The organism is Streptococcus suis (assembly GCF_029616525.1).
In the GTDB taxonomy this organism is placed as follows: domain Bacteria; phylum Bacillota; class Bacilli; order Lactobacillales; family Streptococcaceae; genus Streptococcus; species Streptococcus suis_AF.
In genome coordinates, this window is the sequence record NZ_JANFME010000005.1 from 1 (window position 1) to 23,544 (window position 23,544).

Below are 23,544 nucleotides of genomic sequence, written 5' to 3' on the forward strand. Positions count from 1 at the left end.
TAAAAAACGGATTTTGATTGCTTTGAACATAAAGAAAGAGAGAACGAAGTTCGTCATCTCTAGGTGTTAGCTTTTCATCTACCCACTACAGTTGACAAAGAGCCGAAAAAACCTACCACATTAAGTGATAGGTTTTTATTTTGATTGGAAACTCTATTATTTAAGAGTAACTGAAGCGCCTGCTTCTTCCAATTTAGCTTTGATTTCTTCAGCTTCTGCAGTTGCAACGCCTTCTTTAACCATAGCTGGTGCACCGTCAACAAGCTCTTTAGCTTCTTTAAGACCAAGACCAGTGATTTCACGTACAACTTTGATAACGCCAACTTTTTTGTCACCAGCAGATGTCAATTCAACGTCGAATGAATCTTTAGCTTCTTCAGCAGCACCACCAGCTGCAGCAACAGCTACAGGAGCAGCCGCAGTTACACCAAATTCTTCTTCGATAGCTTTAACAAGGTCGTTAAGCTCAAGGATAGTAGCTTCTTTAATTTCAGCAATAATGTTTTCAATGTTCAATGCCATTGTGATTTTCCTCCAATTTAGGTTTTTAAATAGTTTGTAGCACTAAGCAGCTACGCTCTGACGCATTAAGCTGCGTCTTCTTTTTCTGCAACAGCTTTGACAGCGTATGCAACGTTGCGAACTGGCGCTTGAAGTACAGAAAGCAACATAGAAAGCATGCCTTCGCGGTTTGGCAATGTAGCAAGTGCTTCGATTTCTTCTTTAGAAGAAACTTTACCTTCTACAGCACCACCTTTGATTTCAAGAGCATCAGCAGTTTTCGCGAAATCGTAAATTGTTTTAGCTGGAGCAACTGCATCGTTTGAGAATGCAACTGCAGATGGACCTACAAACAATTCTGCAAGACCTTCAAGACCAGCTTGCTCAGCAGCACGACGCAAGATTGAGTTTTTGATAACTTTGTACTCAACTTCTGCACCACGCAAGTTACGACGAAGAACTGTATCTTGTTCTACTGTCAAACCACGAGCGTCTACAACAACGATAGATGTTGCAGCTTTCATTTGCTCAGCAACGGCATTTACTAATTCCGCTTTTTTAGCGATAATAGCTTCACTCATTTTTTTACCTCCGTTTTTATTTTGGGCTAGGCACAAAAAAAAATCGCACCTAAACCTAGACACGAAAGTACAAATACGTTTATCTCAATAATCGTTTTGTGCCTCGGTAGGATGTTTATGAGTCCAGCTCCCCTACTGTCTTAGGTCAGTTTTTTCAAACCTTAATTATCATAACACAGTATTTTCAATAATGCAAGACTTTTCTCCTATTTTTTTAATATTTTTTTCAAGCAGCATTGCCGTTTAGTTCGTTTTAGTTGTAGAGATCAGACTTGGAATGTGAAACACGAATTGCTGTGATTTGCTTCGCAAATCTTATCTCCAACCTTTTTACCTCGATTTTTTCATTTCTAAGCTCAGGATGAAACAGTTCACTGAACAGTTTCACTCCACTGGCCTGTTAAACCCAATCAACCACTGCACTGAGAAGTGACTTTGAACTTTTTGACCAGCCTCATTTAAAGTTGAAAATAAGGAAACGAAGTTTCCTCGCTTGTCGAAGTAAGCTAAGATAAACTAAACATGACTCTAAAAAACAACTGCCATTCCCTTGAGAATAGCAGTTTAATCTTATTTAATCTTGTCTTCTTCGTAGTCACCATTTGGACAGACAACTTGTTTACCACCACCACGAACTTTTTTCTCAACGAGATAGTGGTCGCATTTCGGACAAGAACGCCCGACTGGCTTGTCCCAAGAAGTAAATTCACACTCTGGGTAGCGATCGCAACCATAGAAAAGACGATTGCGTTTACTCTTGCGTTCAATCACTTGCCCTTTTTGGCAAACTGGACAAGTCACACCGATTTCTTTAGTGATTTGCTTGGTATTGCGACAGTCTGGGAAATTGCTACATGCATAGAATTTCCCAAAACGTCCTAATTTAATAACCATTTCATGTCCACAAACATCACAGTCAAAGCCAGCTGGTTCATCCTTAATTTGGATTTTTTCCATCTGTTCTTCTGCCTTAGATAATTCTACCTTGAATGGCTGATAGAAACCGTCAATGACCTTCTGCCACTGCTCTTTCCCGATTTCTACATCATCCAATTTTTGCTCCATATCAGCTGTAAATTTGACATTGACAATATCTGGGAAAAATTCAACAATCAGCTTATTAACAATTTCTCCGAGTTCAGTTGGTTCAAATCGCTTAGCCGCAAGCTTAACATAATAGCGTTTTTGAATGGTTTCAATCGTTGGTGCATAGGTTGACGGGCGACCTACACCATTCTCTTCTAATGTTTTAATTAAGGTTGCTTCAGAGTAGCGAGCTGGTGGCTGAGTAAAGTGTTGTTCTGGATTTGTTGACGCGCGCACCACCGTGTCACCTTGTTCCATATCTGGCAACATTTTATTTTTATCAGCGTCGTTATAGACAGCCATATAACCATCGAATTTTACTTGGCTACCATTAGCAGCAAAGACAATACCATTTTGACCCAAACGAACACTCATGGTATCAAAAACTGCTGCAGCCATCTGACTTGCGACAAAACGATTCCAAATCAGTGTATATAGTCGCAACTGGTCCTTGTCCAGATATTTTGCAATTGATTCAGGTGTTAAGTTAACATTTGATGGACGAATGGCTTCGTGGGCATCTTGTGCACCACTGGCATTTTTTACTTTATTACCATGCTTTGAATAGGTAGCACCAAAACGCTCCGTGATAAAGTCAGCAGCTTGTGCTTGTGCAACAGGGCTAATACGTGTTGAATCCGTACGCATATAGGTAATCAAACCTTGGGTACCACCTGTGCCAAGACTGACACCCTCATAAAGTTGTTGGGCAACCATCATGGTTTTACGAGTACGGAAATTGATTTTATTAGCCGCATCCATCTGCATAGTAGAAGTTGTGTAAGGCAGAGGTGCATTTCGTTTGCGTTCCTTACGCTCAACCTGTTCTACTAAGAAATCATCCCCATCAAGTCGGGCGAGAATTTCTTTAACCTGCTCATTGTTTTCAACCTTGACTTTTTTTCCATCTAAGCCATAAAAGCTGGCTTGGAATTTCTTAGTACCCTTTTTAAAGGTGGCATCGATAGTCCAATATTCCTCTGGCTTGAAATTGTTAATTTCATTTTCACGGTCAATGATGAGCTTGAGGGCAACGGATTGTACTCGCCCTGCTGACAGTCCTTTTTTGACTTTCTTCCAGAGAATGGGTGAAATCGAATATCCAACGATACGGTCTAAAACACGACGAGCCTGTTGGGCATCAACCAAATCATGATTAATAGCACGTGGTTCCTTGAAGGCATTTTTGACAGCATCTTTGGTGATTTCATTGAAAACAACACGGTTTTTATCTTTTTCATCTAGTCCCAAGATATGAGCCAAATGCCAAGAAATCGCTTCTCCTTCACGGTCCGGGTCACTTGCCAAAAAGACTTGTTTGGCATTTTTTGCCTCTTTCTTCAAGGAATTGATAAGCGGACCTTTTCCGCGGATATTGATATATTCAGGTGCGTAGTTGTTATCGAAGTCAATGGACATACTGGATTTTTTCAAATCACGGATATGACCTACTGAAGCAACAACTCGGTAGTTTTTACCAAGATACTTCTCAATGGTCTTTGCCTTAGCAGGCGACTCTACAATAACGAGATTTTTCTTGGTTGTCGTTTTTTTCTTACTAACTGTTTTTGTAGCCATTCTTATACCTTACAAATATTTTTAACCTCACAAAGAATATACTATTTTTCAGTCAGTGTCAAGATATTTATTTTCCTATAGGAAAACTTATTTTATAATTGATAGTCCGAAAGGATGTCTAAGCCCGATGTAATGCACTTTGCACCTTCTTGAATCAAATGATGACAACCATCTGATTTTCCATCTAAAATAGAACCTGGAATAGCATAAACTTCTCTTCCTTCTTCCAAGGCACGTTCGCAAGTAATCAAGCTACCAGACCGCATTTTTGCCTCGCAAACCACCAAACCTTCTACCAAACCAGCGATAATCCGATTCCGTTCAGGGAAATGGTATTTGAGTGGCTGGGCACCAGGTTCATACTCTGTCAGTACCAGATGGTGTTTGCCAATGTAGGTCTGCAAGTCCTTGTTTTCTTTCGGATAGACCTTATCCAAACCTGTTCCAATTACAGCAATGGTTTGGCCTCCATTTTTCAGACTGGCGATGTGGGCCGCTGTATCAATTCCTCTTGCTAAACCGCTGACAATGACAAAGCGATTATTGAGTTCTTTGATAATCTTCTGCACAGACTGAACGCCATTCTTGCTGGCATTTCGGGTACCAACAACTGCCAGCTTTGATTTTTCTAGCAATTCTAAATCCCCTTGATAAAACAAAAGTACAGGTGGATTGTAAATCTGTTTGAGCGCCAAAGGATAGATGTCATCTAAAATTGAAAATGATGGATACTTATTAAATTCCTCGCGACAGGCTTTTGTATCTAGATTCTTATAATTTTCCATAAATAACACTGGGTTTTTACATTCGGATACGACAGCGATATTTCGCAAGGTCAATTTTTTACTATGTAAATCTTGATAGGTCAAAACTTTATTAATATTTAGATTGGTCAGACCTGCTTTTTTCCATTTAAACAATTCAAAATTATTCATTTTCTTCACCTCATCTAGTCTATTCGCAAGGGAAAGAAAAAAATTCTCCCGAAGAAGAATTATTTTTTAGGTATTGTTTTGATAACACGCGCAGGATTGCCTGCTAAAACGACATTATCACCAAAAGACTTGGTCACAACGGAACCAGCACCAACAACCACATTGTTGCCCAAGGTCACGCCAGGTAAGATTGTCACACCACCACCAGCCCAGAAATTATCACCAATGGTAATAGGAGCTCCATATTCCAAACCAGAATTCCGTTCATCAGGGTCCAGTGGATGAAGAGGAGTTAGCAACTGTACATTTGGACCAAGCATGGCATTTTTCCCAATGGTAATGGGACAAACATCCAACATCGTACAGTTAAAATTTGCGTAAAAATCCTCACCAACATGAATATTGCTACCGTAGTCACAGTAGAAATTTGGCTCCATGTAGATGCGTTGGCCCGTAGTTCCAAACCAGTTTTTCAATTGCTCCGAACGAACCTTACCATCAAGTTCATCGTTAAATTTCTTCATCTGTTGGCGGGCAAAGGTTCGCATCTCTCTCAATTCAGCATCTGCTGCCATATAAAATTGCCCAGCTATCATCTTTTCTTTTTCTGTTGGCATACTTCTGCTCCTTTTTTCTTCTTAATACATATCATAGGATTTCTTATTCTAAAAGTCAATCTTTCTTGACAAGTCCAGCTAAGATTTGGTATCGTACTTATTAATTTAAACCAACGAAAGAGGGAATCATGCAAGAAAAACATGAACAAACTATAACTTTGACTGCTGCAGAATTGCTTGAGTTGATACAAACTGAATCGGTGCAATTACTAGATGTTCGCGACCCAGAAGAATATTCAGCTGGTCATATTGGTGGTGCTATTAATTGTCCCATGGATCGGATTGCCGCATTTGATGGACCAGTCGACCAACACTATCTCCTCATCTGTAAGAGCGGAAAACGTAGCAAGCTGGCCAGAGAAATCATGTCATCTAAGGGATTTAAGGCAAATGATATTGCAGGTGGCATGGATGCTTGGGACGGATTGATTGTGAAATAAGGGTATTTCGGAAAGGAAGCATCCTTTTTCTTTACTTTATTTTTTAAAAATTATATAATCTAGTTATCATTACTAGATAAAAGAGAGTAGATAATTATGAAACAGACCATCCCCTACTGGCATGAATTACCTGATTTAGATTTGTATTTGGACCAAGTTCTGCTGTATGTTAATCAAGTAGTCAATTCTCAGGAAAGCCTTGAACAGAATTGTTTATACTCAATGAAAATCAACAGTAGCCTAGGAAACGAAGCTGATGATAGAACTGGGGTTCATCAAGGCAAGTTGATAACGGATAATGTTGATTTTCGAAGAGTATTGACTGCTGCTATGATTAACAATTATGTCAAGCACAAGCAGCTTGAAAAACCTGTTAAGAAAAAATATCAAAAACAGCAAGTTGCCCGCTTGATTGCCTTGACTATCTTAAAAAATGTCTTTTCTATTCAAGAAATCAGTCATACATTACAACTTCTTCTCCAGACAAACAGTTCTGAAATACTATACAACCATTTTGTTGACTGCATGCGAAACGAGGAAAATGAAGAAACGCCTGAAATCATTCGTTATGCCTGTCAGTCTGTTAAACTATATTACAAAACCCGTCAACTCACTATGGAGTTAGAAAGGAGTCACCATGAATCCTAGTTTGAAATTAAGTCTAAAACTTTCATTTGGTGAAGAAGTCGCAAATAGTGTGACACATGCAGTTGGGGCCTTGCTTATGCTGATTTTACTCCCTATTACTGCTATTCATTCCTATCAAGATTATAACCTGACCGCTGTGATTGGTATGTCTATTTTTGTCATCAGCCTTTTTCTCATGTTTCTGTCATCCTCTATCTACCACTCCATGCCCTATGCTTCTACCCACAAATACATCCTAAGGATTATCGACCATAGCATGATTTACATTGCCATCGCTGGAAGTTACACACCTGTTGCCCTATCCTTAGTCGGTGGTTGGCTGGGCTATCTGATTGTAGGTTTGCAGTGGGGATTGACTATTTTCGGTATACTCTATAAAATTTTTGCGAAAAAAATAAATGAAAAATTCAGCCTATTTCTCTATCTCTTTATGGGCTGGTTGATTGTCTTGATCTTGCCAGCCATTCTTCAAAAAACTGGAATGGCATTTGGCATTCTCATGCTGGCTGGCGGATTATCTTATACTATTGGAGCCCTCTTCTACGCCAAGAAAAAGCCTTATTTCCACATGATTTGGCATCTCTTTATCCTATTGGCTTCAGCACTGCAGTACATCGCCATTGTCTACTTTATGTTATAAGAAAACAGCTTCTAGTCACCTAGAGGCTGTTTTTAATGCATTAAACTGATGATCACTCCGATCAGGTAAAGAACTGACACGATACTCAAAAACACCAAATGCGCCTTTCGGCTCATGACAACATAGCCTACAAATTCCCGAATGAAGGCATTGAGGCTAAAGTAAAATTTGGTTTTTGCGCCATAGCCGATACATTTGATTTTCAGTTTTCTGGCCAATAGCAGAGCTCTGAAAACATGATAGTAATTGGTTACAAGGGCAAATCGACTACCAGGTTTCATCAGGGCATAGGAAAATTTCAAATTTTCTTCTGTGTTGGTTGATTGGTTTTCGATGAGAATGTCTTCAGCAGGCACTCCTTTCTCCAAGGCATAATTTGCCATAGCTTGACCTTCAGCTATGAGTTCATCAGGTCCTTGTCCGCCTGACATGATGAGCTTACTGCCAGGATGTTTCTGGTAGATCGCTATGCCTTTTTCAATCCGCGAAGCCAAAAGTGGCGTCACCTTATCACCAATCAATCCAGCTCCAAGCACCACCACATAATCAAGCTTCCCAGGGAAAAGATTGACCAAATTGACAAAGCTAGATGTCGTATAAAGCATACTGATGATAATGGCATAGGACACTAAAAATCCAACATAGACAAACACCATATTGAAAAAACTGATACCAGAAAGGGTGCTTGCTACAGACGGAGCGATAAAGAGATAGAAAGTTAAGCCGATAGCCAATCCTAATGATAAAAAGTTATGAAAACGGACACCTTCTCGCTTCAAAATCCGAAAACCGTTCAGATAGAGGGTAATCAACAAGACAAATGGACCACTTAAGAATGCTAGAGCCAATACCATTGCCAGAGCGATTGCCAACAACCGCAAGATTTCATTGGTTTCTAAAATACCTGTTGAAACAATCCAAGCCAAAGCCCAGACAAGGATGTTCAAGGCAAATAGGGAGATAAAAATCGACCGTCGCTCCCAGAAATAAAGAAGGGCAAATAATCCGATGGAAGCTAGTAAAAGCCAGAAAAAGACTGTCAAGACTAGTTCCCCCCTGCTACCATAGACTTAATGGGCTCAAAGGTCTTACGGTGAATAGGCGTTATTCCTATATTGTTCAAACCGTCCAAATGCTCTGCTGTTCCGTAACCGGCATTCTTGGCAAAACCATAGCCAGAAAACTCCTTGTCATAGTCTGCCATCATCTTATCCCGCGTAACCTTGGCAACGATTGAGGCTGCTGCGATAGACAGACTATTGGCATCTCCCTTGATGATAGAAGTTTGCGGTAGGGGTGTATCCAACTTCATAGCGTCTATCAAAAGGTGTTCAGGCTCTTGGCTCAACTGCCCCAAAGCTTCCAACATGGCTAATTTGGTTGCCTCGTAGATGTTGACCTGATCGATGACAGCTGCATCTTTTATTCCCACTCCAACTGCCACCGCCCGCTCCATGACCTCTTGGTAGATTGACTCGTGCTTGGACTTGGCGATTTTCTTGGAGTCGTTGAGGTAGCGGATTTTACAGCCCTTGGGCAAGATCACTGCTGCTGCCACCACCGGACCTGCTAGAGGCCCCCGGCCGACTTCGTCGATACCAGCGATGAACTCCACCCCATTTTCATAAAGGGCTTTTTCGTAAGATAGCATAGCTTCTAAGCGAGCGTCTTCTGCTGCTTCTTTTTCCAACTCCTTTTGGCGTTTCTTAATGGCAGCCTGAACCCCTGCTCGCTCATCCTGAGCCAGTTGGCCCCAGACAGAACTGTCCAGACTGTCCACCTGAGCTAGCAGAGCAGTCACTTCCTTAATCGTTGCCATCTAAGTCACTCACCCTGTCTAATGTATAAGTGCCTAAACGACCATCTCGAACGTCCTTGACAAAGAGATTGTAAAAACGGTCATAATCATCACGGAAACCTAGTTTTCTTGTCCAGTCCATGATGAGTTCAGGCGTTTCCTGATCTAAATCCATACCCTTAAATCGCTCTTCTAGACGTTCTGGGTAGTTGGCTTTGAAGTAGTCCAAACCAAAAATGGTCACTTCATCCATTGGCAAGAGCTGATCCTTAATGGCTCCTGTCAGAGCCAACTTGAGACCGACTTCCTGGTCCTCAAATTTAGGCCAGAGAATACCTGGTGTATCAAGGATTTCAAGATCTTTATTGGATTTGAGCCACTGTTGACCTTTCGTCACACCTGGTTTGTTGCCAACAACGGCAATTTTCTTTCCAGCCAGACGATTCATAAGAGTGGATTTTCCAGCGTTTGGAATACCGATAATCATGGTCCGCAAGGTTTCTTTTTGAATACCTCTCTCGCGGAGGCGTTCAATCTTCTCTTTCATGAGGCTCTTGGCTGCGTCGGTCACCTTTTTCACCGTCGCTTGCTCTTTTGAGTTGATGGCAAGGGTGCGAATTCCCTGACCTTCAAAGTAGCTCTGCCATTCTTTTGTACGAACAGGGTCTGCCAAATCAACCTTATTTAAAATCATAAGCTTGGGCTTGTCGCCGACAATCTTGGTCAGCATAGGGTTTTGGCTGGATAGGGGCAGACGGGCATCGACCAAAATGGTCACGAAATCAACGTGCTTGATGTTCTCCTGCACCTGCCTGCGAGCTTTTGACATGTGGCCCGGAAACCATTGAATAATTGCCATGGGATTAAAACTCCTTTACTTTGGGCTTTTGTGAGCCTAACTTGATATTATTTATAAGAAATGGGCAGTTATTGGGCAAAATCAAGCTTATTAAAATAAGTTGTGATTGCTTGAACTGATTTTTCCTGAGTCCCAACTTCAAGATGTGTATATCCATTAGTTGTCTCTACTTCAACGTGTCCAACTCTTAATTGAATTTCTTTTAAAGGTACATCATTATTATTTCTCAAAGCTGAAATGTGAATATGACGAAAACTATGTGGAACCACGTTTTTATTCCATTTAAAACCATACCGAGCTTCGCAGTTTTTTCGTAAATCTTTATTGATTCGTGTCAGTATCGCTCGAAAACTTTGCGAGGTAATTGGTGAACCGTACTCCGTCTTAAAAAGATAATCATTTTCCCAAAATGCCTCTGATGGATGGGTGGTCATATGTGTTTGAAAATCTTTATTACGAATGGAAACTCGTTGAATTGCCTCCATAACAAAATCTGGTAGCAAGATTGTCCGCTCACCAGCTGTAGTTTTTGTTGAATCATCATAAAAATCTTCAACTTTCAAGTCATGAGATTGAAGTGACTTTGAAATTTCAACACTTTGTTTATCAAAATCAAAATCTGTTTCACGCAACGCGGAGGCTTCACCAATTCGACAACCTGAACCAACAAGAAAAATTGCTAAATCAAAGTAATTTTTATTCCTTCGCTTATTTAGTTCTGTAAATAGAACTTGTACTTCTGCTTCTGTCAAAAACTTTGCTTCTTTACGTTCTTTTCGTTCTTTCTTATCTGAAATTGAAGCATAAAGTTTAATTACCCTAGATGGTGAATAAGGAACAACTGAATGCAACACTCCGTAATCGAAAATTTTATTTAAGGTTGATTTAATATGTTGCATCGTTGAATGACTAGCATTATATTTAACTCGATATTCTTCTAAACTATTTCTTATTAAAAGTGGAGTAATAACTTCTAAAAGTATGTCGTTAGGAAGCATCTCGGAAAGTCTGTTTAATACCAATCTTTCACGTTTAACGGTGTTAGGTTTGACAGTTGTAGACCAAGTTGAAAACCAATGTTCAATTAATTCCCCGAAAGTTATTATTTTTTTTGATTTATATTTTGATTCAGAATCATTTATGATTTTCTCAATCTTGTCCAATAGTTCGCGTTCTGCTTGTCGAATAGCTTTGGGATTATTCTGTTTAAATGAGACGGAAGCTCTTTTTGTCTTATTTGTAAATGGATCTTTATACCGTTCTATTACTACATAAGTTTCATTGCCATTTTTATCTATTCTCGTTTCTAAATACATATTTTTTCCTTTCGTTAAAAACGATAAAATAGATAGCTAACTCATCTATTCTACCATTTTTTTTAATTTTCGTCTTCATTGTTTAATTTTCTTTTTGTCCTTATATCTTAGAAATTCTTCAAATCGGTCAATTTGAACAAACAATGTTTTATGGGATGGATTAATAACTGCATCTCGAAATTTTTTACTCTTCTTCATTTCACGTAGCCATCTGTTCAAAGTATGTATAGACAACCCAGACCAAATTTTCAAAATGGTTTTCTTATCACCCCAGCCACTTTCGATACCAAAATTCATATCATTGCGATACTTACTATTTTTTGAATTCATAAACTGATCCACTTTCTTAACTCAAAAATAGTATGCCACAATCGCAGTGAAATTTAGACAAAAAATAACAATAAGTCTTTTTTCTGATGAAAAAAAGTTACATAGAAGTGATTAAATAAAGATTAATAGATGATATAAAATGCTTCAATTGGCAGTGATTCTTATTATTTATATATAGACAAAAAATAAACTTACAGACGAAAATCACTGATTCTACACAGGGCAAATATATTATAGTCCTCAGAACTTGAAGTCAATTTCCATAAAGTTAAATCAGTAATCTTAAGTATTACAAAATATAGAACCTTAAAACTAAAGAAAAAGGATTTAATCCCATGCTTTACAGAACTAAATCCTTGAGTAGTTATTTATTAAATTTTTTTGTAATTAGAGAAACATCTCCTTTTGAGCAGATCCTATAAAAATCGAATAATATTCCATAGAATTCCTCCAAATAAAACATCCCAAAAATAAATCATATTTCCGCTTGCAATTTTACTAGATATTGGTCCGTGTAAAAGATAAATTGTATAGATAAATATTGCAACGAAATCAATTGCAAAACAAGTAAATTTAACAGAAGTCTTTGCAATGAAAAAGAAAAGACAAATTGCTGCAACAATATTTTAAGCTAAATAAGGAAAATTCGAAAGACCATCGTGACCATTATTTTATGTTCAATGTGGAACCTTCACGAGATAATAATCTAGTTAGGCTATACTGTTACGATTCAACGATGACACATATTTCAAAAAACAGGCCAAAATAATTGGTCTGTTATTTGTTATTATTGCTCTCTCGCCTAACTTGTTAAAAGTCAATTCAATCTGAATCCCTTTTCAGGTCAGGTGTATCTCTTCTGCGGAGGTCGAAAAGACCGATTCAAAGCTCTTTCTGGGATGGACAAGGATTTTGGTTGCTTTATAAACGCTTTGGAAAAGAAAATTGACCCGGTCAAGCAATGAAGAGGAGGTAAAGACCCTGACTTCCGAGCAAGTAGACTGGTTCTTGATAGGATTTTCGATCATTCCAAAAATAAATGTTTCAAAAAGTTGTGAGGCTGGGAAAAACTAGCTTCTCGCGTAAAAAACGAGCAGTTCCAATTCGGAGTTGCTCGTTTTCCATCCCATGCTTTATAGTAAATAAGTGTAACCACCCAAAAATATATTAACATATATAATAAATCTATCTTACAATCTTTTGCTTAGTGATTTTACCTAGCATTAAAATAAAGATTGAAACGATTAAAACTCCTAAACTAAGCCATAAGTTCCCATTTGATTGTAAAATCGGAATAGGGAAAAGATGTGCAAATGGAAGCCAAAATTGCCTACTCACAACTGATACGCCAGCGAGAAGGTAAATAAATAATGTGGTTATAGTTGAATCTCTCACTAAGGATATCAAATAGCTTTGAACAAAAAACATAAAAATACTCGCAACGATGAAGAAAGTTAATAATGATAAAAGCAAATCATTCATAGAATAAACAACATATTCTTGATCTACATTCAAAAACATGGGATACGTAAACAGATTTGATTTCACAATTAGGAGAGAATATAAGGCAGTAAATATCACAATAAAAATAGTTGGTAGCAAATAAAAGAGTTGAACAGTATAGAGTAGTTCAGTCCTGACCTCTCCCAAAATATTAATAGGTATAATTTCAAACAGAGATTGATGAGAAAGCTTCCTGTTGAAGTATGAACCTGTTAATAAACAAAACAGAATTAGTCCTCCACCACAACCCAAAAATAAAATGATTCTTGCTAAAAATGGACCCTGAGTTTTGTAAACAACATAATCTTTCTTGTAATCAACCAGATAACGTAAAATCTTGACTTCATTTTGAACATAGGATTTATCTATCAAATATGTCTGATAGTCTGCTGGCAAAATCCCCTCTAAGCCCTCCAATAATTCTATCCTTTCTTCATAAATGGGCAATAAATCATCAGTAGCCTCATTCATAATGTAAATCGTATTTTCCTTGCCCAAATTCATTAACAGTTCATATATTTGGTCTTTTATCTTTTCTTTCTCCCCATCATCCAAGGTTGAATCATCTTTATAAATAAGGGATAGATAATCCAATGTTTCATACTGTTGATCAAGAATTTCTTTCGGAGCTGGATTCGGATACAAAAGGGAATAGCTGACAAAAAGTAAAAATAGGGTTCCTATGGAAAAAAAGAGTTTGATAATATAATGCTTGGAGCATAGGTATTTCCAATCTATCTTCGTAATGCCCATACAAACCTCCTATTCTGAGACCACCTATCTCTCAAAATCATAAACAAACAAGTTAGGATTAAAAAGAATAGACTACTTACTATCAAGACCACAACCCCTTTTTCAAATGTGAAGCTACCATACTTGAAAAATTGCTCTTTCAAACCGTGAAGAACTGGTCCAAAACTAATATAGCTGGTTGGTAAACTATCTGAAAATATCGGATTAACCTGTAAAAAACGCAAAATTGGCTCTAGAAAAAGAACAAAAACACCAATTAAGAAAGACAAAGGCTTGCTTGAAAATAGGAAATTGGTCAAACTTAATAAAGTAGTTAAGAAGAAATTAATAAGCAAGAAAAATAATCCAGCTTTTCCATAAAACTCCAACTGGGAAATCATCAATTCTTCTTCTCCATTGAATATTAAAATATTCAAAGACAAATCTCCTAAGCCAAATTTGAAAGAAACACCGAATAAAATAATTCCCAAAATCATTAGCTCAAATCCAGTTATAATAATCCAATAACTTAAGACTTTATCCAATAAATACTTATATGGACTTATAGGCTTAATTTCCAAAAGACTTTTATGCTTTTTATCGTCTAAGAAAATTGGACTCGCAAATAATAAGGTGATTACAAAGAACAGAGGGACGTAAAAAATACCAGGAGTTGAATAGTCTAACCAAGAAAATAAAACGTCTGTTGAAGTCGTTCTAGTGACTTCAGAATCTGTAATGTCACGTGAAAGTTCTAAAAGCTGCTGAGAGTGGAAAACACTTTGCTTTTCAGAACGCCACAGTAATAATTCCTCATTCCTGCTATCTTGAGCTACATAACGATTAAAAATGTCTGAGTAATAAGTTAGAACTTTTCTCTTATCAAGAGACCTGTTATCATATAGGTTGTATATTCATTTAGATAGGACCTATAATTCCTATGTTTAAGATAATCTAAACTTAAGTTAAATGCATCAACTCCTTGATTTTCAAGGACTGCTCGCTCATCAAATTTATCAATGTTAGCATCATTCCATTTTTTGACATAATTTACATCTTGAGCCTGTGCCTCTAAATCTACCAATAGTTGATTTGATCTTTCAGATAAATTTGTATGAATGGATAATATGAGAAGAGGTAACAAAAATAGTAGGCCTAAAGCCTGGATTCTCACTAAGCGATTATTAAGAATGAGTAATAGCTGACTTTTAAGTGTCCGCATAAAAATCCTCCTAATCAACGATTTATTTCCCTGCCAAATTAACATTGCTTACATTAAGATTTAATCATTTTTCCATAAAGTTCTAGTCCTATTAATTGCAAATTGGAAAGTATCCTCACTCACACTTGTCTATGTCATTTACCAAATGAATAAGCAATCAAAAGTAAGCGTTTTCAAAAAGCGACAAAATTCTGCTTTATCTCATTACATTTAAGCATAAATTTGGTCTAAAATTAATAATTAATTGTAAAGTTCTTTATAGAGTTGATAACTTCCCTTTTTGCCAACCTTTATTTCTTGTAAGTCTGTTAAATGTCCTGAAACCCAAGCCAATAGATTGACTAATTTCTCTTCAGACTCCCCAATTTCTACCAAAATTTGCCTATTTTCCCTGTCGACATTTATACCGTCACCATATTCAGCAACGAAATCCCTCATGAGACTGTTTGAATGAAAGGTAAGTAACATGGTTTCCAAATCTTGATTTTGAGGCTGATAAATAATCGGGAAACGACAGTCCTTAATAAAGTATATTTTATCTGCAATGCTGTCCAAATTATCCAATAAGTGTGAAGCGATAATCATAGTCTTGCCTTGCTTCTTCAACTCTATTAAAATATCTGAAATTAACTGAACATTATCAGGATCTAAGCCATTCATTACCTCATCCAAGAGCATAAAGTTAGCTTGGGTAACAAGTACCAGGGCAAAACAAAGTCGCTGACGCATCCCCAATGAGTAGGTGCCAACCTTTTTCTTTATATACCCTTCCATATGCAAGAGACCAACCACTGTTTCTACATAAGTAGAAGCAATACCCCACATAGCTGCATAGTAGTCTAGATGATGTAAACCAGATAACTCATCATATAAATCAGACTGGTCAGGCATTTTGACAATCTGTTGACGCATATATTGGGTGTCTTTTGAATAACTTTTCCCATTGCAAGTTACTTGCGTACCACCTGACTGAATATGACCGGAAATAATTCGCACTAATGTTGATTTTCCTGTCCCATTAGGTGCAATCAAACCAATAATTTGTGAATGATTCAACTCCAGATGAATATCCTTTAAGATAGTTCTCTCGCCATAAGAAAATTGGGTAATCTTTACTTCCAACATCTATTTCCTCCTCATATTATTGTTCTTGATTGTCATCATATACAGTTGTAAACTCTTATTTGATGCAATTTCTTATAATTTGCAAATACTAGTACAATATATCTTTTTATATTATACTACTTTTTAAAACGCTAGTAAAATTATATTCAAAAATACCAGGCCGTACGCATGGAAAAATTAAAGTTGATAATCTTTTAGTATACATAAGATAATATGTTATATATTCATGCAAAGCAAAATCATATAGATTCAATGTCTTAGGATTTACGCGTTTTTCTATTTATCTATTTTTATTTATTCGGCTTTTTTGAGAATTTTTTTCAAATTGCTCTGTATTTTCTACTAGCTTGTTGTTAATTGTGCTAGTAATAGATTACAGAATCAGGACCATCTGAGTAATCATCAAATCCATGTTTTTGAACAGCATCAAGTAGTGAACTATTTTTTGCATCATACAAAAATGTTTTCCATTTACCTAACATGAGCTGTTTCATCAAAATTTCAATTTGAATTTCAATATCCTCTTTATCCAAGTGTGTTTCAATCTTCTCAACTAACTGGTTTTCTACACTCACATGGCATTCTTGATTTTCAATTCGGATTGTCAATTTATCATTATTTCTTGAAAAACAAATTGTAGCAAATTCTTCTTCAGTGTAATAATAATCACTGATTACATCAATACAATATCCTTTTAATACCAGGAATTTCTTACACATCATTTCGACATCAACAATAATTGATACTATTTTTTCAATGAGAATTTCATCAATCATAATACTTTTCTCCTTTTCTTTTTTCCCGTTATGTATTTAGAAAATATTTTATTCCATAGACTAACCTCCAATCTGATTCATTATTAGTATGCCACTTTTTCCAGAACAAAAAAAAAATCGTGTGAGAGTCCTTACAAGTTAGCAAAGGATATCTACACGTTTTTTTATTTTTTTGAAAAAGAGACATAATACTATTGAAAAAAATTGAATTACTAGAGGAAGAAGGTGGTAATGTCATTATCATTTGAGTGCCGCACTGGGCTCGGTGAAAAAATAGGTTTCCAAATGATGTGAACTTCTCTCGTTTTGGATGTCATTGACCAAGATGAGAGTGTGAAAAAATAGTGAAATAAATGGTTATTCTACGGAATGAAATGACGTACAGAATAACCATTTATCAAGAAAAATAGTACAAAAATAAGTGTTTAATAGTAATAAAAAGTAATAAGTAAATTTGAAAAATAACCAATCCAATGACAAAGAAAAATACATTAGATAAGAAAACGGTGATTACTGAATCTTACTTAAAACGTTAGTCCTAACAGGCAGCCTCAACGTGTATTTTTCCGAGCATACCCAGCTCATCAAAAAGGGTGTGAGGCAGTTTACCAATAATAAGCAAAAAATGAAAGGAGAAAGAAAATGCCACGAAAGAGGAATTCATTAAAGCACGATATCTTCGTCGCAGCAACAAAAGATGTTACAAATAATACTTCACGAACTTCTTACAAAAGATCCGCAACACGTTTTGTAAAATGGGCTAAGGTAAATGGAATAAAGAAAATTTCTGATATTACAGAAGAAGTTCTTCAAGCATATCACGACGATTTAAAAAATGATCCAAAAGGATATACCGCAGCAACAATTCATACATACCTTGCACCAATTTGTAAAGCAGCAGGAATTAATTTAAACCGAATTCGAAAACAAAAAAGGACAAGCGATAAAATTGTTCGTGGACGAAAACCCGAGTCAAACGAACAAGGGAAAAGACAAGAATTGAACTCTCGCTTCTCTCGCATCGTACAATTTCAGAAAGTAGTTGGAATTCGTAGGAACGAACTAAAAAATCTAAAAGGTCAAGATTTAAAATATGATGAATATGGCAATTGTTATATTTTCGTGAAACGTGGTAAAGGCGGAAAAAAACAAATGCAATATATTCTGCCGAATGACATCGTGCTCGTAAAACAGACTTTTGCTGGGATAGGAGAAAATGAGCCAGTTTTTTCAGATGAAGAGATGAAAAATCAGATCAATCTACATGGATTACGCGCGCAGCATGCGCGCGATAGCTATTTCTTTTATCTAGAAAAAATTCAAGCTAATCCAAGAATGAGATACGCACTCTCACATTTATTAATTACACGTTGGGAAGAAGGCCATCAGAAATTAAAACAAGAATCGCCAAAACAATACGACAGGCAGCGTAGAAATTTTATTTATGATCTACGCGATGAATTATATATTCTACGCGGCACAAACAAATCCAAAGCAATAGCGTCCGGAATGCCAATTGTATATAACAGACTTGCCCTCATGGCTGTATCAGTATTAAACTTATCTCACTGGCGTTTATCAGTCACGGTCACTAATTACATTTTATAATGAACAATAAATAATATTTTGGAATAATCAGATGATATACATATAATCTACCAAAAATACTCTTTACGATGTCATATTCTGTCATAATATACTTTGAGAAAAGAAAAGAGTAAACTATGTTTAATAATATTTCAGAAAAATATACTAGGAATGAAACAATCATCAGACAATGTTTTCAAGAAAATCCTGGATTTTTAGGTATAGATGGAATTGACATAAAATTTGAGACGGAAGTCACTAACGTCGATAGTATTTCGATTACTACTTTTGCTGATAACTTTTTTGAATTAGATATCAATTCATCTTATAATAAAGATGGCAGAATAAAAGAAATTGAAATACTATCTCCAAATTTTGGGAAAATTGTTTTTCGTTTTAATAATTCTAATTTTGATATGAAGTGCAAATGTTTCGTTCGACTTATTTTAGGTGACTTAAATGTAAAAACTTCTACAATGAAACAAATAATGTCAAAATTAAAAAACGTATTAACCTGTATAACCATCTTTTCAAATATTGACATTATACATCCAACTGAAGAAGATATCATAATTCAAGGAATTGAGATTGCATACACCTTTTCTACGTTAGAAAAAATTTCATATCAAACAAGACTACTTCTACTAAGAATATTCTCAAAAGTTGAACAGCCAAATAAATCTAGGTATGCGGGAATAGAAGACGATCCATTTGATCATCACATCATTTCAGCAAAATTAGGATACAACTATTCGATAGTTTTATATGATAAATCAGCAAAAGCACAATCGGACAATCAATTAGAGAATATTAAAAATCATGGTTATAGAATTTATAGACTTGAGTTTGTAATTAAGAAAGGGAAAATTACTGAATTGCTTGGTTCACGAATCCTATCTGATATTACAGACGAAACCATAAAAAATTTTTTTAATGAGCAGATCAATCTAGCTGTTATCAATCTCATTCATGAAATAAAAAAATCTGTACAATTAACTGACAGCACATTGAATTACTATTTTAAAGAGTTTGGCAATCGTGATTATATTCATCGTTTTTTCTCTGGTATTCTAACTCCTGCATTAGAAAAATCAATGGCAATTGCTTTAGATGAGGAAATTTTTTGTCATTTAAAACTACCGTTTATAAAATCTCCTAAAAATAAAAGTAGGATTAGAAGACAATTGATTAATGAATGCATTATTCAAAGTAAAGACAAGAAGTACATACTTTCAAAAATGATAACGTGGCAAACCTTAATAATATTAAAAATTATGAACTGCTACATCTACTGTGACGAAATTCAATCAACAACTGCCAATCAAAATTTCAATGATGTGGGAATGAAAGTAATATCTCTAAAACCATTTAACAGCAAGACAAGGATAGCTATCTATAACGACCTTCTCTCTTCGAGAACTAAAAGCACTACCATTGAAAAAATAATACTCGATAGATGGAAAAAAATAGATCATAAAAAGTATATAATTTATAAATTTACTGAATAGGTTAAGTATGATGTATTGCAGTTTTCAATACATCATTTATTTTAATCTTCAATTGGGCAAAATTTTGGGCAAATATTGATTATCATTGCACATTATTGCATAGCAAAGAAAAATATCATAAAAAATAGAATTGTATTAAAAATTAGAAAAAGCCTTATTAATCAAGGCTTTACATGGTTAGCAACTCTATTTTATCGTTGATTTACTTTTTCACTCAAACCATGGTAATAATTCAACCATTGAATAGTTGCCATGGGGTCCTCCTAAATATGATTCATTGAAAAAAGCCGTAAAAACGGCTTGTTTTTTTATTATTATAGCAGAAAATCAATATTTTGTCTTACTTGTTCCTCTTAAATTCTCTCCCGTAACTTTTCGACAAAGAGATAGGCTGCGGGACAAATCAGAGTATTTTTTATTGTTAAATTGTTGATTTGATAAATCTTCTTGCGGTCAGTATGCGGAAATTCTCGACAGGCTTTGGGGCGAGCATCATAGATACTACATAGATTATCGCCTCCAAGGAAGGGACAGGGCATGGATTGAAATACCTTATCTCCGTCCTCATCCACACGCAAATACATATCCTCAAAAACTGGAAGTTTCATGCGCAAATGCTTGGCAATTCGGGTAATATCTGCTTCTGTAAAGAGTGGTCCCAATGTTTTACAACAGCTGGCACACTCTGTACAGTCGATTTCAGAAAATACTTCGGCATGAATATCTTGAACAATTCTATCCAAATTTTTAGGTGCTTTTTTCTTCAAATTTGCTAGAAATTTTCGGTGTTCTCCTTGCTTCTGCTGGGCCAATTGCTTGTATCTTTCAATGTCGACGGTCATAAACTCTCCTTTTCGACCACTATTATACCACAAACTAGCTATTGAGCTTTGCTATTTTTCAAAACCTTCTTCAGAAAAAATCCTGCGGGAAACTTCGGCCACAGGTAGACCAATAATGGTGTGAATATCCCCAGAAATACCTGCTACAAAGCGTGGGTCAAGCTCCTGAATACCGTAGGCACCAGCCTTGTCGAGTGGCTGCTTTTCACGGATATATGATTGAATAACCTCTTCAAGGGCTGGATAATAGTCGACAAAATCAATTTGTGCAACCGTATAAAAAACATCCAGTGAGTGTCTTGTCCGTAGGCAGACAGATGTTACAACGTGATGACTCTTTCCAAAATAGGAACGTAACATGGTTTCAGCTTCTGTCAAATCTTGAGGCTTGTTAAAAATTTGCCCATCTGACACGACGATTGTATCCGCAGAAATGTAGAGATGACCAGTTACCAAATCCATGTCCGATTTGGCTTTGGAAATTTCACAACAGGTTTTTGCAGCTCGAGTGAGAAAATCGTCTGTAGCGAATTGTTTCATAAAATGTTCTTCGATACCACGCTCATCCACTTCAACTGATGCGATTTGTGGTTGTAAAAATCCCAATAATTGTTTACGACGCGGGGAGTTGCTAAGTAGAACGTAAGAACTAATCTGCTCACGATCCCCCTCTTTTTGATATTGAAATACAGTTTGCATGTTTCCTCCAGTCAAAAACAGAGTCCGAAGACCCTGTTTTCAGATGATTGATTAATTTTCTTTTCTACGACCTACTGCCATGGCCAGTCCTGCAAGACCTAAACCAAACAGGCTGAGCGTCAGATTCATCTGATCACCAGTATTTGGCAAGACTCCTGCTTTTGTAGTTTTTGCTGGACTTGCTACTTCTGTTTTTTTATCTCCTACTTTTGGAGAATCAACTGGGGCCTTCTTGTCCGTTGCTGAAGTATTTTGTACTTGATTAGATGGTGAATCCGTATTTTCGGCTGGAACAGTTTCTGGATTTGAGGCTGGATTTTCTGGATCAGTATCCAATAAAATTTCGATAAAGTCTGGGTAGCCATCTTCATCCGTATCAATGCTTGAATTTACAGGAATGATACGTGAATATGGGTTGACAACCTCATAAGCTGATAAGTCAGCTGTCTTTAGGTATTCAGCAAAGACGCTGTCCATTGAAGGACCTTCTTCACGTGCTCCTCCAAGCATTGTGTAGCCATCACCACCAGCAGCAAGGAAGTCATTTGTTGCTAAATAGTACGTTTTTTCAAGATCCAAGGCGTCATATTCGCCAGTCTCTGGATTAAGAATACCGATAAGAAGAACACGTTCTTCTACAGGAAGAGTTGGATCGTAGAATACATTTGCTCCTGAAATGTGTAGGAATCCACCACTAGCTTCAAAGAGCGGCATGCCATTTTCATCTAAAAGCATCTCGCCAGTTTCTGGATTCACTTGCAATGTAGATGATAAAGACTTGGTAAACATATCATAAATTTGCTGACCAGTCACAGTGATTTGAGAAACAATGTTACCAAATGGCAAGACTGCAATAATATCACCTTTTGTAACAGGCTGATTTTTAGCAATTGTTGCACGTAGACCACCACCGTTAGTCACAGCAAGGCTAGTTTTGTTTGAAAATCCTGTTTGACCATAGGCATAGATCGCATCCGTCACTGCATTCCCCAAGTTGGTTTCACGAACACGCACATTTGAGCGGTCTCCGTTTAATTCCACTGGGTTATTTTCGATAACTACTTGAGCATTTTCAGCTTCATATTTTGCTTTAATTTCATCAACCAAGGCTGCGATTTTAGCATTTGGTGTCACGTTTTTAGTATCCGCAGCAGAAATCAAGCTAGCTTCACCCAATAATTTATCGGATTTCAAGGTTACTTTACCGATATTGTTCAAGTAAGAGCCTGTTTGATTATAAGTAACGTTATCTCCATAGGTAGTCGCCTCTACCGTGTGAGAATGACCGTCGATAACAATAACACGTTTACCAGCTAATTTACTATTTTTAGAAAGTGCTTCAGCAAGAGTTGAACCTCTCCATTCAACAGGCGTTGTAGAATCGACACCTAGGTGAGCTAGAATGATATAGTTCTTGTAAACACGATTATCTGCTAGAGCACGTGCTTCCACTTCGTCAATCACTTTATTGACTTCTGTGACCGGGTCGGTAAACGTTACTCCCTCAACATTTTTCGGATGGGTTTTTGTAGCAGTTTCAGGTGTTGTTACACCGATAACTACAAATTCATCGCCTACAACAGTTGGAGTTTTATCGACAATAGTTGAAGCTTCAAAAACACGAGCACCATTAACGTAAGTGTTAGCACTCAATAGCGGGAAGTTCAAGGTTTCCTTGTACTTGATTGCTTGATCCATCCCAAAGTCAAATTCATGGTTACCAACAGCCATTGCATCATAGCCGACTTGGTTCATGATATTGGCGCGGTCTTCACCTTTTGTAGAGTTGGAAATTGGAAGCCCTTGGAAGGCATCACCAGCATCTACTACAATTGTATTTTCTACTTTGGCACGTTCTTCTTCAATGACTGCCGCAGCCTTAGCGTCACCGATGACATTCTTTTCTTCAAGAATGCGACCGTGAACGTCATTTGTGTGGATAATGACTGCCTCTACTGTTTCTTCCGCAGCAGGAACAACAGTTTCCTCCGTTGCTACGTTTTCAACTGACATTGCTGGTACCGTAGCAGTTGCATCAGTCGTTGCTGGCTGATTGGTTGTGGTAGCTGCAGTCGTTGTCTCAGCAGCTTGTACTTGTTGAGCTAAAACAAATGGAGCCAACAAGAGTGTGGACATTACAGGCAACAAGATTTTTTTCTTTTTCATAAACAGACCTTTCTTCGGCATTTTTTATATCTCTATTATACACTTTTTATCAAAA

The 23,544-nt window shown here is 36.8% G+C and carries 24 protein-coding genes, 1 pseudogene and 1 other annotated feature; of the genes and pseudogenes, 7 read left to right on the forward strand and 18 right to left on the reverse strand.

The window, feature by feature from the left end:
* Window positions 1-156: 156 nt before the first annotated feature.
* The 5 genes from rplL to NOL38_RS03215 form a co-directional block, all read right to left on the reverse strand.
* Entirely contained in the window at window positions 157-522 is a 366-nt protein-coding gene (gene rplL / locus NOL38_RS03195) for a 50S ribosomal protein L7/L12 (RefSeq protein ID WP_002936483.1), read from the reverse strand.
* Between the two features lie 65 nt (window positions 523-587).
* Entirely contained in the window at window positions 588-1,082 is a 495-nt protein-coding gene (gene rplJ / locus NOL38_RS03200) for a 50S ribosomal protein L10 (RefSeq protein ID WP_002936486.1), read from the reverse strand.
* Between the two features lie 28 nt (window positions 1,083-1,110).
* Window positions 1,111-1,245: a sequence feature (ribosomal protein L10 leader region), on the reverse strand.
* A 407-nt stretch (window positions 1,246-1,652) separates the two neighbouring features.
* Window positions 1,653-3,746, reverse strand: a complete 2,094-nt coding sequence (gene topA / locus NOL38_RS03205) for a type I DNA topoisomerase (RefSeq protein WP_277941349.1) — start codon at window positions 3,744-3,746, stop codon at window positions 1,653-1,655.
* 92 nt (window positions 3,747-3,838) lie between these two features.
* A complete protein-coding gene (gene dprA, locus NOL38_RS03210; RefSeq protein ID WP_277941350.1) occupies window positions 3,839-4,681 on the reverse strand; it encodes a DNA-processing protein DprA in 843 nt (280 codons plus the stop codon).
* 59 nt (window positions 4,682-4,740) lie between these two features.
* Entirely contained in the window at window positions 4,741-5,298 is a 558-nt protein-coding gene (locus NOL38_RS03215; RefSeq protein WP_277941351.1) for a sugar O-acetyltransferase, read from the reverse strand.
* Window positions 5,299-5,426: 128 nt separating this feature from the next.
* Between NOL38_RS03215 and NOL38_RS03220 the strand changes: the two genes are divergently transcribed.
* The 3 genes from NOL38_RS03220 (at window position 5,427) to trhA (ending at window position 7,026) form a co-directional block, all read left to right on the forward strand.
* Window positions 5,427-5,738, forward strand: coding sequence for a rhodanese-like domain-containing protein (locus tag NOL38_RS03220; RefSeq protein ID WP_024395839.1), 312 nt, complete (start codon window positions 5,427-5,429; stop codon window positions 5,736-5,738).
* Window positions 5,739-5,834: 96 nt separating this feature from the next.
* Entirely contained in the window at window positions 5,835-6,386 is a 552-nt protein-coding gene (locus NOL38_RS03225) for a DUF1836 domain-containing protein (protein WP_277941352.1), read from the forward strand.
* Window positions 6,376-7,026 carry a PAQR family membrane homeostasis protein TrhA gene (gene trhA / locus NOL38_RS03230; protein WP_208582085.1) on the forward strand — a complete coding sequence of 217 codons (651 nt, stop codon included), beginning with the start codon at window positions 6,376-6,378 and terminating at the stop codon, window positions 7,024-7,026. Before NOL38_RS03225 ends, trhA begins: the two co-directional genes overlap by 11 nt.
* Window positions 7,027-7,058: 32 nt before the next feature.
* On the opposite strand, the gene NOL38_RS03235 is transcribed toward trhA, so the two are convergent.
* The 5 genes from NOL38_RS03235 to NOL38_RS03255 form a co-directional block, all read right to left on the reverse strand.
* A complete protein-coding gene (locus NOL38_RS03235; protein WP_277941353.1) occupies window positions 7,059-8,069 on the reverse strand; it encodes a YdcF family protein in 1,011 nt (336 codons plus the stop codon).
* Window positions 8,070-8,071: 2 nt separating this feature from the next.
* Window positions 8,072-8,845, reverse strand: a complete 774-nt coding sequence (rnhB, locus tag NOL38_RS03240; RefSeq protein ID WP_248018442.1) for a ribonuclease HII — start codon at window positions 8,843-8,845, stop codon at window positions 8,072-8,074.
* Window positions 8,832-9,683: a ribosome biogenesis GTPase YlqF gene (gene ylqF / locus NOL38_RS03245; RefSeq protein WP_277941354.1), complete on the reverse strand. Its 852-nt coding sequence runs from the start codon at window positions 9,681-9,683 to the stop codon at window positions 8,832-8,834. The genes rnhB and ylqF overlap by 14 nt, the downstream gene beginning before the upstream one ends.
* 68 nt (window positions 9,684-9,751) lie before the next feature.
* Window positions 9,752-10,999 (reverse strand): tyrosine-type recombinase/integrase, encoded by a 1,248-nt coding sequence (locus NOL38_RS03250; RefSeq protein WP_277941355.1) that lies wholly within the window; start codon window positions 10,997-10,999, stop codon window positions 9,752-9,754.
* Between the two features lie 75 nt (window positions 11,000-11,074).
* Window positions 11,075-11,329 (reverse strand): DNA-binding protein, encoded by a 255-nt coding sequence (locus tag NOL38_RS03255; protein WP_228477244.1) that lies wholly within the window; start codon window positions 11,327-11,329, stop codon window positions 11,075-11,077.
* A 607-nt stretch (window positions 11,330-11,936) separates the two neighbouring features.
* Between NOL38_RS03255 and NOL38_RS03260 the strand changes: the two are divergent.
* Both NOL38_RS03260 and NOL38_RS03265 read left to right on the forward strand, forming a co-directional pair.
* Window positions 11,937-12,098 (forward strand): annotated as a pseudogene (locus NOL38_RS03260) (DUF5960 family protein); the annotation flags it as partial.
* Between the two features lie 79 nt (window positions 12,099-12,177).
* Window positions 12,178-12,294: a hypothetical protein gene (locus NOL38_RS03265; RefSeq protein ID WP_277941357.1), complete on the forward strand. Its 117-nt coding sequence runs from the start codon at window positions 12,178-12,180 to the stop codon at window positions 12,292-12,294.
* A gap of 220 nt (window positions 12,295-12,514) precedes the next feature.
* On the opposite strand, the gene NOL38_RS03270 is transcribed toward NOL38_RS03265, so the two are convergent.
* The 5 genes from NOL38_RS03270 to NOL38_RS03290 form a co-directional block, all read right to left on the reverse strand.
* Complete coding sequence (locus tag NOL38_RS03270) at window positions 12,515-13,585, reverse strand: hypothetical protein (RefSeq protein ID WP_277941358.1); 1,071 nt, start codon at window positions 13,583-13,585, stop codon at window positions 12,515-12,517.
* Complete coding sequence (locus NOL38_RS03275; protein WP_277941359.1) at window positions 13,567-14,145, reverse strand: hypothetical protein; 579 nt, start codon at window positions 14,143-14,145, stop codon at window positions 13,567-13,569. The genes NOL38_RS03270 and NOL38_RS03275 overlap by 19 nt, the downstream gene beginning before the upstream one ends.
* A 284-nt stretch (window positions 14,146-14,429) precedes the next feature.
* Window positions 14,430-14,786 (reverse strand): hypothetical protein, encoded by a 357-nt coding sequence (locus NOL38_RS03280; protein ID WP_277941360.1) that lies wholly within the window; start codon window positions 14,784-14,786, stop codon window positions 14,430-14,432.
* 240 nt (window positions 14,787-15,026) lie between these two features.
* A complete protein-coding gene (locus tag NOL38_RS03285; protein ID WP_277941361.1) occupies window positions 15,027-15,911 on the reverse strand; it encodes an ABC transporter ATP-binding protein in 885 nt (294 codons plus the stop codon).
* Between the two features lie 362 nt (window positions 15,912-16,273).
* Entirely contained in the window at window positions 16,274-16,687 is a 414-nt protein-coding gene (locus tag NOL38_RS03290) for a hypothetical protein (protein ID WP_277941362.1), read from the reverse strand.
* A gap of 642 nt (window positions 16,688-17,329) precedes the next feature.
* On the opposite strand from NOL38_RS03290, the gene NOL38_RS03295 reads away from it, so the two are divergent.
* A complete protein-coding gene (locus NOL38_RS03295) occupies window positions 17,330-18,295 on the forward strand; it encodes a site-specific integrase (protein ID WP_277941363.1) in 966 nt (321 codons plus the stop codon).
* Window positions 18,296-18,411: 116 nt separating this feature from the next.
* Window positions 18,412-19,782: a hypothetical protein gene (locus tag NOL38_RS03300; protein WP_277941364.1), complete on the forward strand. Its 1,371-nt coding sequence runs from the start codon at window positions 18,412-18,414 to the stop codon at window positions 19,780-19,782.
* Window positions 19,783-20,135: 353 nt separating this feature from the next.
* On the opposite strand, the gene NOL38_RS03305 is transcribed toward NOL38_RS03300, so the two are convergent.
* Genes NOL38_RS03305 through nt5e form a run of 3 tightly spaced genes read right to left on the reverse strand, consistent with a single transcriptional unit; the run spans window position 20,136 to window position 23,489 of the window.
* Window positions 20,136-20,624 (reverse strand): YkgJ family cysteine cluster protein, encoded by a 489-nt coding sequence (locus NOL38_RS03305; RefSeq protein ID WP_277941365.1) that lies wholly within the window; start codon window positions 20,622-20,624, stop codon window positions 20,136-20,138.
* A 51-nt stretch (window positions 20,625-20,675) separates the two neighbouring features.
* Window positions 20,676-21,323: a Maf family protein gene (locus NOL38_RS03310; protein ID WP_015646813.1), complete on the reverse strand. Its 648-nt coding sequence runs from the start codon at window positions 21,321-21,323 to the stop codon at window positions 20,676-20,678.
* 51 nt (window positions 21,324-21,374) lie between these two features.
* On the reverse strand, window positions 21,375-23,489 hold the full coding sequence (gene nt5e, locus NOL38_RS03315; RefSeq protein WP_277941366.1) for a cell surface ecto-5'-nucleotidase Nt5e: 2,115 nt from the start codon (window positions 23,487-23,489) through the stop codon (window positions 21,375-21,377).
* Window positions 23,490-23,544 lie beyond the last annotated feature (55 nt).